The organism is Nocardioides sp. YIM 152315 (assembly GCF_029210375.1).
GTDB lineage: Bacteria > Actinomycetota > Actinomycetes > Propionibacteriales > Nocardioidaceae > Nocardioides.
Map to the genome: position 1 here is coordinate 123,162 of NZ_JARGER010000038.1, position 14,001 is coordinate 137,162.

The 14,001-nt window shown below is 72.0% G+C and carries 15 protein-coding genes and 1 riboswitch; of the genes, 6 read left to right on the forward strand and 9 right to left on the reverse strand.

The window, feature by feature from the left end; genetic code table 11:
• Positions 1-57: 57 nt before the first annotated feature.
• Both PZ894_RS14990 and PZ894_RS14995 read right to left on the reverse strand, forming a co-directional pair.
• Entirely contained in the window at positions 58-915 is an 858-nt protein-coding gene (locus tag PZ894_RS14990; RefSeq protein ID WP_275745980.1) for a hypothetical protein, read from the reverse strand.
• A gap of 17 nt (positions 916-932) precedes the next feature.
• Positions 933-1,952 carry a LacI family DNA-binding transcriptional regulator gene (locus PZ894_RS14995; protein WP_275745981.1) on the reverse strand — a complete coding sequence of 340 codons (1,020 nt, stop codon included), beginning with the start codon at positions 1,950-1,952 and terminating at the stop codon, positions 933-935.
• 319 nt (positions 1,953-2,271) lie between these two features.
• Between PZ894_RS14995 and PZ894_RS15000 the strand changes: the two genes are divergently transcribed.
• Genes PZ894_RS15000 through PZ894_RS15010 form a run of 3 tightly spaced genes read left to right on the forward strand, consistent with a single transcriptional unit; the run spans position 2,272 to position 4,180 of the window.
• Positions 2,272-2,640 (forward strand): YciI family protein, encoded by a 369-nt coding sequence (locus PZ894_RS15000; protein WP_275745983.1) that lies wholly within the window; start codon positions 2,272-2,274, stop codon positions 2,638-2,640.
• A complete protein-coding gene (locus tag PZ894_RS15005; RefSeq protein WP_275745985.1) occupies positions 2,637-2,987 on the forward strand; it encodes a YciI family protein in 351 nt (116 codons plus the stop codon). The genes PZ894_RS15000 and PZ894_RS15005 overlap by 4 nt, the downstream gene beginning before the upstream one ends.
• Positions 2,988-3,034: 47 nt before the next feature.
• Positions 3,035-4,180 (forward strand): DUF6596 domain-containing protein, encoded by a 1,146-nt coding sequence (locus tag PZ894_RS15010; protein WP_275746416.1) that lies wholly within the window; start codon positions 3,035-3,037, stop codon positions 4,178-4,180.
• A gap of 9 nt (positions 4,181-4,189) precedes the next feature.
• Here PZ894_RS15010 and PZ894_RS15015 read toward each other — a convergent pair whose 3' ends face one another.
• Positions 4,190-4,465, reverse strand: a complete 276-nt coding sequence (locus tag PZ894_RS15015; RefSeq protein WP_275745986.1) for a MoaD/ThiS family protein — start codon at positions 4,463-4,465, stop codon at positions 4,190-4,192.
• Between the two features lie 52 nt (positions 4,466-4,517).
• A complete protein-coding gene (gene thrC / locus PZ894_RS15020; RefSeq protein ID WP_275745989.1) occupies positions 4,518-5,789 on the reverse strand; it encodes a threonine synthase in 1,272 nt (423 codons plus the stop codon).
• 10 nt (positions 5,790-5,799) lie between these two features.
• A riboswitch (SAM riboswitch) is annotated at positions 5,800-5,947 on the reverse strand.
• Between the two features lie 30 nt (positions 5,948-5,977).
• Between thrC and PZ894_RS15025 the strand changes: the two genes are divergently transcribed.
• Entirely contained in the window at positions 5,978-7,006 is a 1,029-nt protein-coding gene (locus PZ894_RS15025; protein ID WP_275745990.1) for a hypothetical protein, read from the forward strand.
• Positions 7,006-8,376 carry a hypothetical protein gene (locus PZ894_RS15030; RefSeq protein WP_275745992.1) on the forward strand — a complete coding sequence of 457 codons (1,371 nt, stop codon included), beginning with the start codon at positions 7,006-7,008 and terminating at the stop codon, positions 8,374-8,376. The genes PZ894_RS15025 and PZ894_RS15030 overlap by 1 nt, the downstream gene beginning before the upstream one ends.
• Here PZ894_RS15030 and PZ894_RS15035 read toward each other — a convergent pair.
• The 4 genes from PZ894_RS15035 to PZ894_RS15050 form a co-directional block, all read right to left on the reverse strand.
• The gene (locus PZ894_RS15035) at positions 8,302-9,426 is read right to left on the reverse strand and encodes a DegT/DnrJ/EryC1/StrS family aminotransferase (RefSeq protein WP_275745994.1); all 1,125 of its coding nucleotides are present in this window, start codon (positions 9,424-9,426) and stop codon (positions 8,302-8,304) included. The two genes, PZ894_RS15030 and PZ894_RS15035, sit on opposite strands and share 75 nt — an antisense overlap.
• A 4-nt stretch (positions 9,427-9,430) precedes the next feature.
• On the reverse strand, positions 9,431-10,417 hold the full coding sequence (gene pseB, locus PZ894_RS15040; RefSeq protein WP_275745996.1) for a UDP-N-acetylglucosamine 4,6-dehydratase (inverting): 987 nt from the start codon (positions 10,415-10,417) through the stop codon (positions 9,431-9,433).
• A 70-nt stretch (positions 10,418-10,487) separates the two neighbouring features.
• Positions 10,488-11,213 (reverse strand): glycosyltransferase family protein, encoded by a 726-nt coding sequence (locus tag PZ894_RS15045; protein WP_275745997.1) that lies wholly within the window; start codon positions 11,211-11,213, stop codon positions 10,488-10,490.
• Complete coding sequence (locus PZ894_RS15050; RefSeq protein ID WP_275745998.1) at positions 11,210-11,815, reverse strand: formyltransferase family protein; 606 nt, start codon at positions 11,813-11,815, stop codon at positions 11,210-11,212. The genes PZ894_RS15045 and PZ894_RS15050 overlap by 4 nt, the downstream gene beginning before the upstream one ends.
• Before the next feature lie 91 nt (positions 11,816-11,906).
• Here PZ894_RS15050 and PZ894_RS15055 point away from each other — a divergent pair, with 91 nt between their 5' ends.
• The gene (locus PZ894_RS15055; RefSeq protein WP_275746000.1) at positions 11,907-12,905 is read left to right on the forward strand and encodes a hypothetical protein; all 999 of its coding nucleotides are present in this window, start codon (positions 11,907-11,909) and stop codon (positions 12,903-12,905) included.
• 22 nt (positions 12,906-12,927) lie between these two features.
• Here PZ894_RS15055 and pseI read toward each other — a convergent pair whose 3' ends face one another.
• Positions 12,928-13,989 carry a pseudaminic acid synthase gene (gene pseI, locus PZ894_RS15060; protein WP_275746001.1) on the reverse strand — a complete coding sequence of 354 codons (1,062 nt, stop codon included), beginning with the start codon at positions 13,987-13,989 and terminating at the stop codon, positions 12,928-12,930.
• Between the last annotated feature and the right edge of the window lie 12 nt (positions 13,990-14,001).

Below are 14,001 nucleotides of genomic sequence, written 5' to 3' on the forward strand. Positions count from 1 at the left end.
GAGTGCCAGCGTCATGTTTAGCACTCGACCCTGGCGAGTGCAAGCAGCGGGCGCGGCTCAGGGTCGCCGCCCCGCCCGCTCGACGACGAGGTCGGCGAACGGCGCGGCGTTGTCGGGCGCGACGCCGAGGTAGAGCCCCGGCTCGATCAGCTCCAGCTCGCTGACGACCAACCGCCCGTCGTACTCCATGAGGTCGACGCGGGCGTAGGCGAGGTCGGCGTCCAGTCGCTCCGCGGTGGACGCGACGGCCCGCTCGGCGAGCCGGGTCGTCACCTCGTCCAGGACCCCGGGGCGGGTCGCGCCGCCGTAGAACTCGTGCACGCGGATCTCGCCGCCGGCCGGGAGCTTGTCGAAGCGGGAGACCGCCCGCCCGTCGAGGACGCAGACCGAGATCTCGCCCTGCGTGCGCACCGACCCGACCAGGGGCTGCACCAGCCACGGCGCCGCGGTCAGCCCCTCGAGCGCGGCGTCGTCGATCCCCCGCGCGACCACCACGCCGACGCCGCTGGCACCGATCGCGGGCTTGATGACGACGGTGCCCCACCGGGCGACGGCGGCCTCGAGCCCGGCGACGAGCGTGCGGTCGTCGAGCAGGATCGTGGGGACGACGGGCACGTCGCCGAGGTCGGTGAGGTAGGACTTGTCCGCGTTCCACGCGAAGACGTCCGCGCCGTTGAGCAGGCGCGTCTCCTCGTGCACCGACCGCGCCCAGGCCAGGAACTCGGCGCAGCGCCGGTGGTAGTCCCAGGTGCTGCGTACGGCGACCACGTCGGCAGCGCCCCAGTCGACGGCCGGGTCGTCCCAGCACGCCCAGGCCGCGTCCACGCCGCGCTCGGCCAGGGCGGCGAGGAGCAGGTCACCGCCGGGCTCGCCGTCGGGCATGAGGTTGAAGGTGGCGAGGAGCGCGCGCGTCACCGGGCGAGGCTACCGACTCAGGCGCTGCCCCGGACCACGAGATGCGTCGGCAGCATCCGGCCCGGCTGCGGCGTACCGGGCTCGCGGGTCGCCGCGAGCACCACGGCCACCATCTCTCGCCCCATCTGCTCGGGGGACTGGTGCACGGTCGTGAGCGGCGGGGTCGTCGACTGGGCGATCGGGGCGTCCTCGAAGCCGACGACCGCGACGTCCTCGGGCACCTTCAGGCCGGCCTCGCCGAGTGCCCGCAGCGCCCCGGCGGCCATCAGGTCGTTGGCACAGAAGACGGCGTCGACCGCGCCGCCCGCGAGCAGCGCGCGCATCGCCTCCTCACCGCTCGCCTGCCCGAAGTCGCCGCGCGCGACGAGGCGCTCCTCGACCGGCACCCCGGCGGCGGCGATCGCGTCGGCGTACCCCTCGTAGCGCGAGTGGCCCGCGACCATGTCGGACGGACCGGCGATGGTGGCGACGTGGCGACGCCCGAGGCCGAGCAGGTGCTCGACCGCCAGCCGCGCGCCCTGGACGTTGTCGACGTCGACGAAGTCGTGATCGACCTCGGCGCCGGCGCGCCCGCCCACCACGAGGGGTACGCCGTGGGCCCGGATCCGCGCGGGCAGCTCGTCGTCGTCGTGGAGCGACAGGAGCAGCACCCCGTCGACGTGCTGGCGGGTGAGGTACTCGTCGAGTGCACCGCGCCGGCGCGAGGCCTGCGCGAGCACGAGGATCAGCTGCCGGTCCGCCTCGGCCAGCGCCGAGCCGATGCCGCGGATGACGCCGGCGAAGAACGGCTCACCGAACACCCGCTCCTCGGACTCGGCGATGACCAGGGCGATCGCGTCGGTGCGCCGGGTGACCAGGGCGCGGGCCGCGGCGTTCGGCACGTAGCCGAGCTCGTCGATCGCCTGCTGCACCGCCAGGCGCGCGCGTTCGGACACCTTCTCCCCGCCGTTGATCACGCGGGACGCGGTGCCTCGGCCGACCCCGGCTCGCGCGGCGACCTCCTCGAGGGTGGGGCGGGAGCGCAGCGGCCGGGTCATGGCGTCAGTATGCCGACGGCGGCGCGCCCCCGAGGCGCGAACCGACGTGCGAACGGCGGGCCCGGGCCGTCGAGGAGTCCCCGGGCCCGCCGCACGTCGGGGCTCGTCCCCGGACCGAGGTCCCGGGCGAGCGCTCCCCCACGCCGTTGCGAGGCCATCGCGCGGTCCACCCCTCGTCGCGTCGTGGTTGATGGGAGCGTTCCCACCGCTCACTCTGCGGTCTGCGGCACCGCCTGTCAAGGAGGTCCCGTCGATTTCCGCGGTCCCCGCCCGTCATCGCGGTGTCAGACTCAAAGCCGTCGACGAGAGGAAACCCGTCATGACCACCTACGTCCTCCTGCTCCCGGGTGACGAGAGCACCTGGGAGTCCGCCTCCGAGCAGGTCCGCGCCGACGTCTACGCCAGGCACGGCGAGTTCGCCCGGCTGCTCGCCGAGCGCGGGCACACGATCACCGGCGGCGCCGAGCTCACGCACTCGCGCGAGGCCCGGCAGGTCCGTCGTACCGACTCCGGCATCGCCGTGACGGAGGGACCGTACGCCGAGACCGTCGAGCAGCTCACCGGCTTCTACGTCGTCGAGAGCGACGACCTCGACGACCTGCTCGAGGTCTGCGGAGTCCTCGCCGACGGCGACGGACCCGTCGAGGTGCGCGCGGCCGTGGGCGGCGCGGACGGCCCGACGTCATGAGGTTCGTGCTGCTGATGTCCGAGGCCGACCACTTCGCCAACTGGGACGCCGCCTCCGAGGAGCATCGCGCCCGGGTCGTCGCGGACTTCGAGGCGTTCGACGCGGCCGTCGCCAGGCGAGGCTCGGTCGTCGGTGGCGAGGCGCTCTCGCGGCCCGAGACCGCCCGCACCGTGCGGCCAGGCGACGGCCGGCCGGTGACGGACGGACCGTTCGCCGAGACCGTCGAGCAGATCGGCGGCTTCTACGTCATCGACGTCGACTCGACGGAGGTCGCGGTCGAGCTCGCCGCGCTGCTGCCGCGGGAGTACACCGTCGAGGTCCGCCCGGTCCTCGAGGTGCCGGTCTGACCCCGACCGAGCACCTCCTGCGCGAGGAGTGGGGCCGGCTGCTGGCCCTGCTCGTCGCGCAGTACCGACGCCTCGACCTGGCCGAGGACGGACTCGCCGACGCCTTCGAGGCCGCGGCGCGCACCTGGGGCGACGACCCGCCCTCGAACCCGCCCGCCTGGCTGCTCACCGCCGCCCGGCGCCGGGTCGTGGACCGGCTGCGGTCCGAGGCCGTCGCCGCACGGAAGCTGCCTCTGCTCGCCGTCGAGACGTCCCTGCAGGAGGAGGCGCAACGGGTCATGGCCGACGACGGCTCCGTGCCGCTCGACGAGCGGCTGCGGCTGGTGCTGCTGTGCGCCCACCCCTCGCTGGCACCCGAGTCGGCGGCGGCGCTGACCCTGCGGCTGGTGCTGGGCGTGCCCACGGAGGACGTCGCGCGACTCTTCCTCGTGCCGACGCCGACGATGGCGGCCCGGTTGACCCGGGCCCGCAAGCGGCTGGCCGGCGAGTCCTTCGTGATCCCCACCGACCTCGCTCCTCGCCTCGGCGTCGTCGCCGACGTCGCCTACCTCGCCTTCACGTCGGGGTACGCGCCCGGATCCGGACCGGACGTGCTGCGCGCCGAGCTCGCCGGCGAGGCCATCCGGCTCTTCCGGGTGCTGCGCTCGGTGGTCCCGTACGACGACGTCGAGGTCGACTCGCTGCTCGCGCTGATGCTGCTCCAGCACTCCCGTCGCGACGCCCGGGTCGTCGACGGCCGGTTGGTGCTGCTGCCCGACCAGGACCGGACCCGCTGGCACGCGGACGAGGTCGCGGAGGCGCTCGAGGTGCTGCGGCCGTGGGTCGGCGCGCCGCCCTCGCCGTACCTCCTCCAGGCGCTGATCGCCGCCGAGCACGCCATCGCCCCGACGGCGGCGGAGACCGCGTGGGACCGGGTGGTGCGGCGCTACGACGAGCTGCTCGCGCTGGCCGACTCCCCGGTCGTCCGGCTCAACCGCGCGGTCGCGATCGCCGAGTCGTCCGACGCCGCGGCGGGCCTCGCCGCCCTCGACGGGCTGGTGCTGCCGGGCCACCGGCTCCCGGCCGTCCGCGCCGAGCTGCTGGCCCGGGCCGGCCGGGCGGCCGAGGCGGGCACGGCGTACGACGAAGCCATCGGCCGCTGCTCGAACCTCGCCGAGCGAGCGCACCTCATCGAGCGCCGCGCACAGCTGTAGCCGGGGCGCTCAGCCGCCGGCCACCGCCGGGATGACGGAGATCTGCGTGCCGTCCGGCGTCGGCGTGGCCAGGTTGTCGAGGAAGCGCACGTCGTCGTTGCCGACGTAGACGTTGACGAAGCGGCGCAGCTCACCGCCCTCGTCGAGGATCCGGCCCTTGATGCCGCTGAAGTTGGCGTCGAGGTCGTCGAGCACCTCGGCGAGGGTGCCCCCGTTGGCGCTCACCTCCGACTCGCCACCGGTGTAGGTGCGCAGGATGGTCGGGATCCGGACCGAGACGGACATGCGGGCTCCTCTGGGGGTCAGTTGGTGTCGAGACGGTTGCTGTGCATCCTCCTCAACCACCGAGGCCGGTGGCGGCGAAGGCGGCGTACGTCGGGTCGATCGTCGCAGCCGGGCCCACGGACCCGGAGATGGCGTCGAGCGTCTTCAGGCCGTGGCCGGTGTTGATCGCGACGGTCTCGAGGTCGGGATCGAGCTGGCCGGTCTCGACGAGCTTCCTGAGCACGGCGATGGTCGTGCCGCCCGCGGTCTCGGTGAAGATGCCCTCGGTGCGGGCCAGGAGCACGATGCCCTCGCGGACCTGGTCGTCGGTGACGTCCTCGACGGCCCCGCCCGTCTGGCGGCAGATGTCGAGCACGTAGATGCCGTCGGCCGGGTTGCCGATCGCCAGGCTCTTGGCGATCGTGTCGGGCTTGACCGGGCGGATCGCGTCGACGCCGGCCTTGTAGGCGACCGACACCGGCGAGCACCCCTCGGCCTGGGCGCCGAAGACCTTGTAGGGCCTGTCCTCGACGAGGCCGAGCCTGATCAGCTCCTGGAAGGCCTTGTGCACCTTGGTCAGCTGAGACCCGCTCGCGACCGGGATGACGATCTGGTCGGGCAGCCGCCAGCCGAGCTGCTCGGCGATCTCGTAGCCGAGCGTCTTGGAGCCCTCGGCGTAGAACGGGCGGACGTTGACGTTGACGAACGCCCAGCCGTCCTCCTCGCCCGCGATCTCGGAGGCGAGCTTGTTGACGTCGTCGTAGTTGCCGTTGACGGCGACCAGCGACTCGGTGAAGACGGCCGAGTTGACCTGCTTGGGCTGCTCGAGGTTGCGCGGGATGAAGACGACCGTCTTGATGCCGGCGCGGGCGCCCGCCGCGGCCACGGCGTTCGCGAGGTTGCCGGTCGAGGGGCAGGCGAAGACCTTGGCGCCGAGCTCGCGGGCGGCGCTCAGCGCGCAGGCCACGACGCGGTCCTTGAAGGAGTTCGTGGGGTTGGTCGAGTCGTCCTTGACCCACAGGTTCGCGATGCCGAGCTCGGCCGCGAGGTTGTCGGCCTTGAGCAGGCGGGTGAAGCCGGGCTCGGTGTTGGGGCTGGTCTCGATGTCGTCGGGGACCGGCAGCAGCGCCTTGTAGCGCCAGATGTTCCGCGGGCCCGCCTCGATCTGCTCGCGGGTGACGGTGCCGAAGTCGTAGGCGATCTCCAGCGGACCGAAGCACTCCGGACACGCGTAGTGGGGGCCGAGCTCCACGTGGTGGCCGCACTCGCGGCACGACAGCGCCTTGGCGTTCCCGAACGCGCCCTCGCGCAGGGTGGTGGACTTCTCGATGACGACGGCGCTCATGGATTCCTCCTTCTCATCTTCCCCGGCTGCGACGGTCGCGCCGGGCGGAATTGGCACCGTTTCCACGAACCGCGACCGGCTGGTCTGCCGGGGGCGGAGGCTCGTGGCGGTTGCCGGGACGTCTTCGGGCCGTATCCCTCAGTCCCTCTGGATGAGCTGGTGAGAACACTACCCTGCCGCGTCTCAACATGCGTCAGCCGGTCCCGAATGCTGGGCACGCGCTCCGCCTGTCTTCGACGGCCGGGCCCGAGCCGGCCGCGATCGAGACGGCTCAGGCCCTGTGGGACCATGACGCCGTGCTTCCGGAGCTGGCCGGCCTCGCCGAGGCGATCGAAGCCGACATCGTCGCCCGCCATTCCGCGACCGGCCGCCCGGTGGAACGAGGCACGCTGGTCGGCCGGCGCCGCTGGCCCGCCGAGCTGGCGAAGCTGGCCGGACGGCTGCCCGCGTCCGGTCGGTTGATCGTCGACGCGCTCTCGCGCGACCACCTGGACGCGGTGGTCCGCGCCCGCGGTCACTCCAGCGCGTCTGCGGTACGCCGCGCGCGCCGGCTCCGAGGCCTCGTCTCCCCCGCCGAGCTGGCGGCCGCTGCCGAGACCGCCGACCTGGCGATCGTCGACGTCGTGCCGTACGGCGCGCTGCTCGGGGGCCCGGAGCCGGAGCTCTCGCACCTCGCCGCTCTCGAACGCACCCACCGATGGCGGCGCACGCTGTCGTGGCTGCCCGAGGATCCCGGCCTGACCGGGCTGGTGCTGTTCCTCGAACGTGCGGTCGTGGCCAGGCTTCCGACCGTCGTCACCCACCGAATGATGATCGTGGTGGAGAAGCGCCGCGACCCTGAGTCCAACCAGGCCTGGCTCCGACGCGAGGGGAGCGGCGACGAGCCTGCCCTGTCCGGCGAGCTGCGAGCGGAGCTCGACCGACTCCTCGAGCCGGCGCACGCGCGCTATCTCGGTTTCGCGCTCCTCGACGCGGCCCAGCGGCTCGTCCCTACGCTCGGCGCAACGGAGGTGCTGGGCCCGGCCCGCTCCGACGAGTACCTGACCTGGCGCCGCGCCCACGACATCGACGACGCGGTCACCAGCTTCGTGCGTGACTGGCCCCGCGGCCGACCGGCGCGGTTCCGGCGCGGCGTGGACACGACCCACGCAGTCGACTACCACCTGGTCGCCGACCTGCTCGAGCAGCACTTCCGGCTCTTCGACGAGGAGCGGTGATGCGACCGACCGCCGTCATCAGCTACCTCTGGGACAAGCACCTCGGTGCCCTGGACGAGTTCCTGGCGCAGTTCCCCGTCGACACCGTCATCGCGCCGCGCGCCTACTGCTACGAGCGGCTCGAGCAGATCGCCGCGGCCCGGGGGTGCGCGGTGGTCGTCCTGGAGGAGCTCCTGCCACCCGGATACGCCCGAGACCGAGAGGCACGCAAGGTGCTCGGAGCCCTCAGGGCCCAGATCCGGGGCTCGGACTGGTCCTCCAGCGGTGTGATCGGGGAGGGCGACGTCGACACCGTCCGGAGGATCGTGCGTCAACGCGTCGGGGCCGAGGTCCCGCCGGCCGTGGAGCTGCTGGATGCCCTCAACGCTGCGTGGACGGCTCATGACATCCGCCTCTTCGTGACGACCGAGGACGTCATCCCCCTGTCCAAGACCGCGGCCGCGTGGGCCCGGAAGCGGCAGGTGCCAAGCCTGCACGTCGCCCATTCGCTGGCGCTCGTCGACCCCTACACCGTGCATGCGCACCTGCTGACCGACGTCCTCGCCGTCTACGGCCCGCGCGGCGCCGAGGGCTACCTGGACCTGGGCATCGATCCGGCACGGATCGTCGCGACCGGCAATCCCGCCTGGGACGACTACGCCTCGATGCGGCAAGACCGAGACGCCCTGCGCACGCAGCTCCTCGCGAAGCACGGCCTGGAGCACGACCTGCCGGTCGTGGTCTTCGGCACGACGTGGTCGGCACACCTCACCGCGCTCGACACCGGCGACGCCCATCGGCGCGCCCTCGCAGCCTTCGTCGCTGCCTGCGCCGACCTCGACCGACGAGGCGTCCGCTTCAGCGCCGTCGTGAAGGACCGGCCCAGCAACAGCGACGTCGGCGAGGAGGCCCTGGCGAGCATCCTCGCGGAGAGCGGGGCCCGGGCACGCGTCGTCCACACCTCCGAGGACGGGCCGCAGTGGGCAGTCGCGGCCGACGTGCTGGTGGCCGTGGACTCGAACTATCTCGTCGAGGCGATGCTCTGCGGCACGCCGGCGGTCAACCTGGCCGGCACGGCGATGCTCCCGATGCCGCCCGCCTTCGACGGCGCCGCGGGCGTCGTGGAGGCGGACCCGGGCACCCTTGCCGTGCGTCTGCGCGAGCTGATCGAGGACCCGGACCTCAGGGACCGGCAGCTCGCCCGGTTCGCTCGCCGCCTGGAGCACTACCACGTCGGTGGTGCCGACGGGCGGGCCGCGCACCGGGTGGCGGCGCAGATGGTCAGGCTTGCCCAGACCCGTCCGGCACGCAGGTCGCTACGCCAGCGCCTGCGTCAGCGTCTCCGCCACACGCGCGACGTCGTCGTCGCGAAGATCGGGAAAGAGCGGTAGCGACAGCTCCTGCTCGTAGAAGGCCTCGGCGTTCGGGCAGAGCCCTCGCCGGTAGCCGAGGTCCTGGTAGACCGGGTGCCAGTAGACCGGCATGTAGTTCACCTGCACCCCGATGCCGGCCGCGCGCAGCTTCTCGTACACCTCCCCGCGCCGACCGTCGAGGATGCGCACCGGGTAGAGATGCCACATCGGGTCCACGTCCTCCCGGCGACCCAGCGGCTCCAGTCCCTGCACGCCGCCGAGCAGCTCGTCGTACCGTGCGACGATCTCGGCCCGGCGCCGCTTGAAGGTCTCGAGCCTGAGCAGCTGCGAGAGACCCAGGGCGCAGCCGATGTCGGTCAGGCGATAGTTGCTCCCGAACTCGTGGACCTCCTGGTGCCACGGCCCCTCGCCAACGATCCGGAACCGCGAGGGGTCTCGCACCAGCCCGATGAAGTGGAACTCGTGAGCATGCTGGGCGAGCTCGGCGTCCTTGCACACGACCGCGCCTCCCTCGCCGGTCGTGAGGTTCTTCGTGGGGAAGAAGGAGTACGTCGTGAGGTCCGCGAGATCGCCGACGGGTCGGTCGCCCGCGGAGCCGCCGACGGAGTGAGCGGCATCGGCGAGGGTGCGGGCTCCCACCGAGTCCGCAACGGGCTGCAGCTCGTCGTACGCAGCCGGCTGACCTGCGTAGTCGACGGCGGTCACGACCCGCGTGCGCGACGTGACGGCGGCCGCGGCGGCCGCCGGGTCGAGGAGGGCGGTCGCGGGGTCCACGTCGGCGAAGACGACGGTGGCGCCGAGCATGCTCGCGGCGGACGCAGACGCCACGAACGTCATGGGCGTGCAGACGACCTCGTCGCCGGGACCGACACCCGCCGCGGCGTACGCGATGTGCAGGGCCGCAGTGCCCGACGTGCACGACACGGCACGGTGCCCGCCGCTGAGCTCGCCCACCCGCTGCTCGAACTGGGCGACCAGCGGTCCGGTCGTCAGCCAGTCGCTCCGGAGGACGGCGACCACTGCTTCGATGTCGGCCTCGGAGATCGACTGCCTGCCGTAGGGAAGCACCGGCTCAACCCGTGGCGAGGATCGCCGCGATCTCGTCGCGGCTGAACCACTGGTCGTTGGTGTCCGACCGGTAGGCGAAGCCGGGCGGCACCGGTACGCCGTCCGGCGGCGGCTGGTATCCCCAGGTCGCGAGGTCGGGCTGGATCACGAAGTACCGCCCGTCGCGAACGGCCAGCGCGCGCCGGCCCTCCTCGGGGCTGATCATCTCCTCGTGCAGCTTCTCGCCGGGGCGCAGACCCACATCGCGCATCTCGGCGCCCGGCGCGATCGCCTGGGCCAGGTCGGTGACCTTCATGGACGAGATCCGCGGCACCAACAGCTCCCCGCCCTGCATGAGGTCGAAGGTGTCGACGACCATCTGGACGGCCTGCTCGAGCGTGATGAAGAACCGGGTGCAGCGCAGGTCGGTGACGGGCAGCGCCTCGCCCGCCTCGGCGAGGCGTCGGAAGAAGGGAATCACCGACCCGCGGCTCCCCACGACGTTGCCGTAGCGCACCACGGCGAAGCGGGTCTCGTAGCGGGCGGCGTAGTGGTTGCCGGAGATGAAGAGCTTGTCTGCGGTGAGCTTCGTGGCGCCGTAGAGGTTGATCGGGCTCGACGCCTTGTCTGTCGAGAGCGCGACGACCTTGCGCACGCCCGTCTCGATGGCCGCCTCGATGACGTTCTGGCTGCCGAGCACGTTGGTCTTCACGAACTCGAACGGGTTGTACTCCGCCGTGTCGACCTGCTTGAGGGCTGCGGCGTGGACGACGTAGTCGACGCCGTGCATCGCGCGCTCGAGCCTGCGCTCCTCCCGGATGTCGCCGATGAACCACCGCAGTCGCGGGTCGTCGCCGAACTGCTGGCGCATCTCGTACTGCTTCAGCTCGTCGCGCGAGAAGACGACCAGGCGCGCGGGATCGAGGTGGTCGAGGGCGTGGCGGACGAAGGCCTTGCCGAAGGAGCCTGTGCCTCCAGTGATCAGCAGGTTCGAGCGCTGGAGGACGGACACGGCCGCCAAGTCTAGTGTGCTGCGCACGGATTCGGCGCCGGGCCCCGCCCGTGGCTCTTGCGCGTCTCCGCTACCGCTGCTCGCCGAGCTTCTTCTGCTCGACGTGGGCGTTGATCGCCGCGATCTCCGGGTGCGCGCGCAGCACGGCGATGATCTGCTCTGCGTCGAGCGACGACGCGTCGTGCTCCTCGATCAACCGGCGGATCATCTCGAAGTCGGCCGGGGTGTCGAGCGTGACTCGATACTCCGAGGCGTCCTCGCGTCTGGCCACCGAGCGGACGGGACGGTCGCCGGAGTAGAGGTACGGCGTGACGTGCTCGCGCTCCTCCGGGCGATCGGCCCGGGCATGCGCCTCGAGCAGTGCGGCCGCATCGAACACCTCGAAGTCGAAGCCGCGCGGATAGCTCCTCGTGAGCGTGTTGGACAGATAGAGATCCGCGTTCCCGGCGGCGACGTAGTCATCGACTCCGCGCGCGACCAGACGACCGTCGATCAGGGGGCAGTCGGACGTCACGCGCACGACCGTCTCGAGCGCGAACCGCCCGACCGTCTCGGCGTAGCGCTCGAGGACGTCGTCCTCGCTGCCACGGTGAACGGGTGCGCCCAGGGCGTCGGCGACCTCGACGATCGGGTCGTCGGTCGCGTTCGCCGTGGTGGCGACGTACACCGGAAGTCCGGCCGCCTGCAGCCGAGTGATGTGGTGCTCCAGCATCGTCCGACCGCCTGCGGTCAGCAGCACCTTGCCGGGCAGTCGGGTGCTGGTCGTCCGGGCCTGCGTGATGACGCCGAGCCTCATCGCGACGCTCCGACGTCCCCGCCCGGCAGGCCCTGGCCCCTGAGTGTCGAGACGGGAGTGTCCCAGCCGTCGGCCAACAGGTCGGCGAGAGCGACCCTGTCCCGCAGCCGGTGCCGGGATCCCCCGGCGGGCTGCGGTCTGCCCGGCAGCTCACCGGTCCGGATCTGCTCCCAGCTCCGCCGGAACAGGTCCTGGATCGAGCTCTGCAGCTTCGCGTAGGACGTGGCGAGCGTGTCGCCCACCTCCAGACGCACCTCCTCCTGCACGAGGATGTCGCCGGTGTCGACGCCCTCGTCGATGCGATGGATGGTCACCCCCTTGGGGGTGTCGTCGACGAAGCTCCACAGGTTGGGGTCCGCGCCGCGGTTCCACGGCAGGTAGGAGATGTGCAGGTTCACCGCCCTGCCGGCGAACAGCTCGAGCACGTCGCGCCGGAGGATGTGCCGGTATCCGTGGCTGACGAGGAACGTGAACCCTGCGTCGGCGATGACGTCGGCCGACACCGCGGCCTCGGTCTGGACGACCTCGTTGCCCTGGGCCTGCAGCCACGCGCGCAACGGAGCGTCGGCCGGTCCGAGGAAGAGCACCTTCTCGTTCGTCATCGGCGGCCCCCAGCCGGTCGGTCCAGTCGTGCCCGCACGACACGCGACCGTACCCGAGGGCCGGACCCGCCGCCGCATCTATGGTTGCCGCGTGGGTCCCGGTCGCGTCGTCCTCCACTGCAACGCCGGCGGCAGCTTCGGGATGGGTCATCTGATGCGGTGCGTCGCACTCTCGGAAGCGGCGCTCGACCGCGGCTGGACAGTGCGCATCGGTGGCGACCTGTCGGCCGCTGCCCTCGGAGTGGTCGATCGGTTCGTCCCTCAGGCAGAGGTCGAGGCCATGGCACTCGCACGCGTCCCGCAGTGGTTGGCCGCGGCGCGCACGGAACACCCCGACGTGATCCACGTCGACTCCTACCTGCACGAGTCCGACGTGGCGCTCGGCGACTTCCTGCTCAGCAACATGCAGGACGGTGCGCACGGTGTGCGGCCCGCCGACCTCGCCGTCGACGGCAATCTCGGCGCCGAGCGAAGGCATCGCGGGGACCCGGCTGGTGCCGCCCTCCTGGGCATCCGCTACATGCCCATCCGACGCCAGGTCACCCGCCAACGATCCGTCGCGGCCGCGCACTCGGAACGCCTGCGGATGCTGGTCGTGCTCGGCGGAACAGATCCGTTCGACGTCACGACCCACGTGGTCGGGAGCCTGACCGCCCTGACGGAGCCGATCGACGCCACCGTCGTGGCCCCTCCCTCGCAGCACGAGGTCCTCGCTTCGGTGGCGGCCGATCAGCGACACGACATCCGACTCGTCGAGTTCCTCGATGATCTGCCCGCCACGGCCCGACAGCACGACGTCGTGGTCAGCGCCGCCGGCACGTCCGTGTGGGACTTCGCCTGCATGGGCGCCCCCTCGGCACTGCTGTGCGTCGTCGACAACCAGCACGAGGGGTACGAGGCGGCGGTCGACGCCGGCATCGCCCTCGGGCTCGGCTCGGCGCCGTTCGCAGACCTGCCGGATCGGATCGCGGAGCTCGAGCACGTCATGCGTGATCGCGAGTCGCGGGAGGCGCTCGCGCGGCGCGGCATGGCCACCGTCGACGGCCTCGGCGCCCGCCGTACGGTCGCCGCCTGGGAGAGCACGCGTTAGCGTCGCCCTGGCATCACGCCCCTCACAGCACGTCCCACGTCAAGGGGGTGCCGCGACCGACGTCCTGGGTGAAGCGGCGGCCGGCCACATCATCGAAGGCGTCTGGAGCGAGCCCGCCGGCCGGTCGGATCGACCGGACGTTGGCGGCACTCACCTCGTCGCCGGCGCGCACCTCCTCCACCACGTAGAGCGAGCGGCGAAGAGCAAGCATCGTGCTCTCCTCCTCGGTCGGGCCGAACCCGACGCCGCTGCGCACGCCGACGCGCGCTTGCTCGGCGGCGCGGACCAGGGCGGCCAGCTCGTCGGGGTTGAGCGAGAACTCGGAGTCGACCCCGCCATCGGCGCGATCGAGGGTCACGTGCTTCTCGATCGCCACTGCACCGAGCGCCGCGGCAGCGACCGCAACGCCGACACCGGGGGTGTGGTCGGACAGGCCGACGGGCACGTCGAATGCCTCGCGCAGCAGCGCGATGTTGCCCAGGCGGGCCTCGGCCGGATCTGCCGGGTAGGCAGCCGTGCAGGCCAGCAGGACGATCGGGCTGCTCCCCGCGCCTCGGATCGCGTTGACCGCCGCATCGACCTCGGCAAGGGTCGCCATGCCCGTCGACACGACCATCGGCTTGCCGGTGGCCGCGATCTCGCGCATGAGCGGCAGATCGACGATCTCCGCCGACGCGGTCTTGTAGAGCTCGACCCCCAACTCCTCGAGGAGGGCGACGGCGGTCGGGTCGAACGGCGTGGAGAACGGGATGAGGTCCTGCTGCCGCGCCCGTTCGAAGATCGCCCGGTGCCACTCCCAGGGGGTGTGCGCCTCCTCGTAGAGGTCGTAGAGGGTCCGGTCGCTCCAGAGGCTGTGACCACTGGCGACCCGGAACGGCGGCAGGTCCACGTCGATGGTCAACGTGTCCGCTGTGTAGGTCTGGATCTTCAACGCGGCCGCGCCGGCCCCCGCGATCGCATCGACGATCTCGAGGGCTCGGTCGAGGCTGCCGTTGTGGTTGCCCGACATCTCACCGATGACGAACACCGGGCTCTCGGCGCCGATCGCTCGGCCGTTGACCGTGATCACCTGCGTCTTGCTCACCCGGCAACCCTA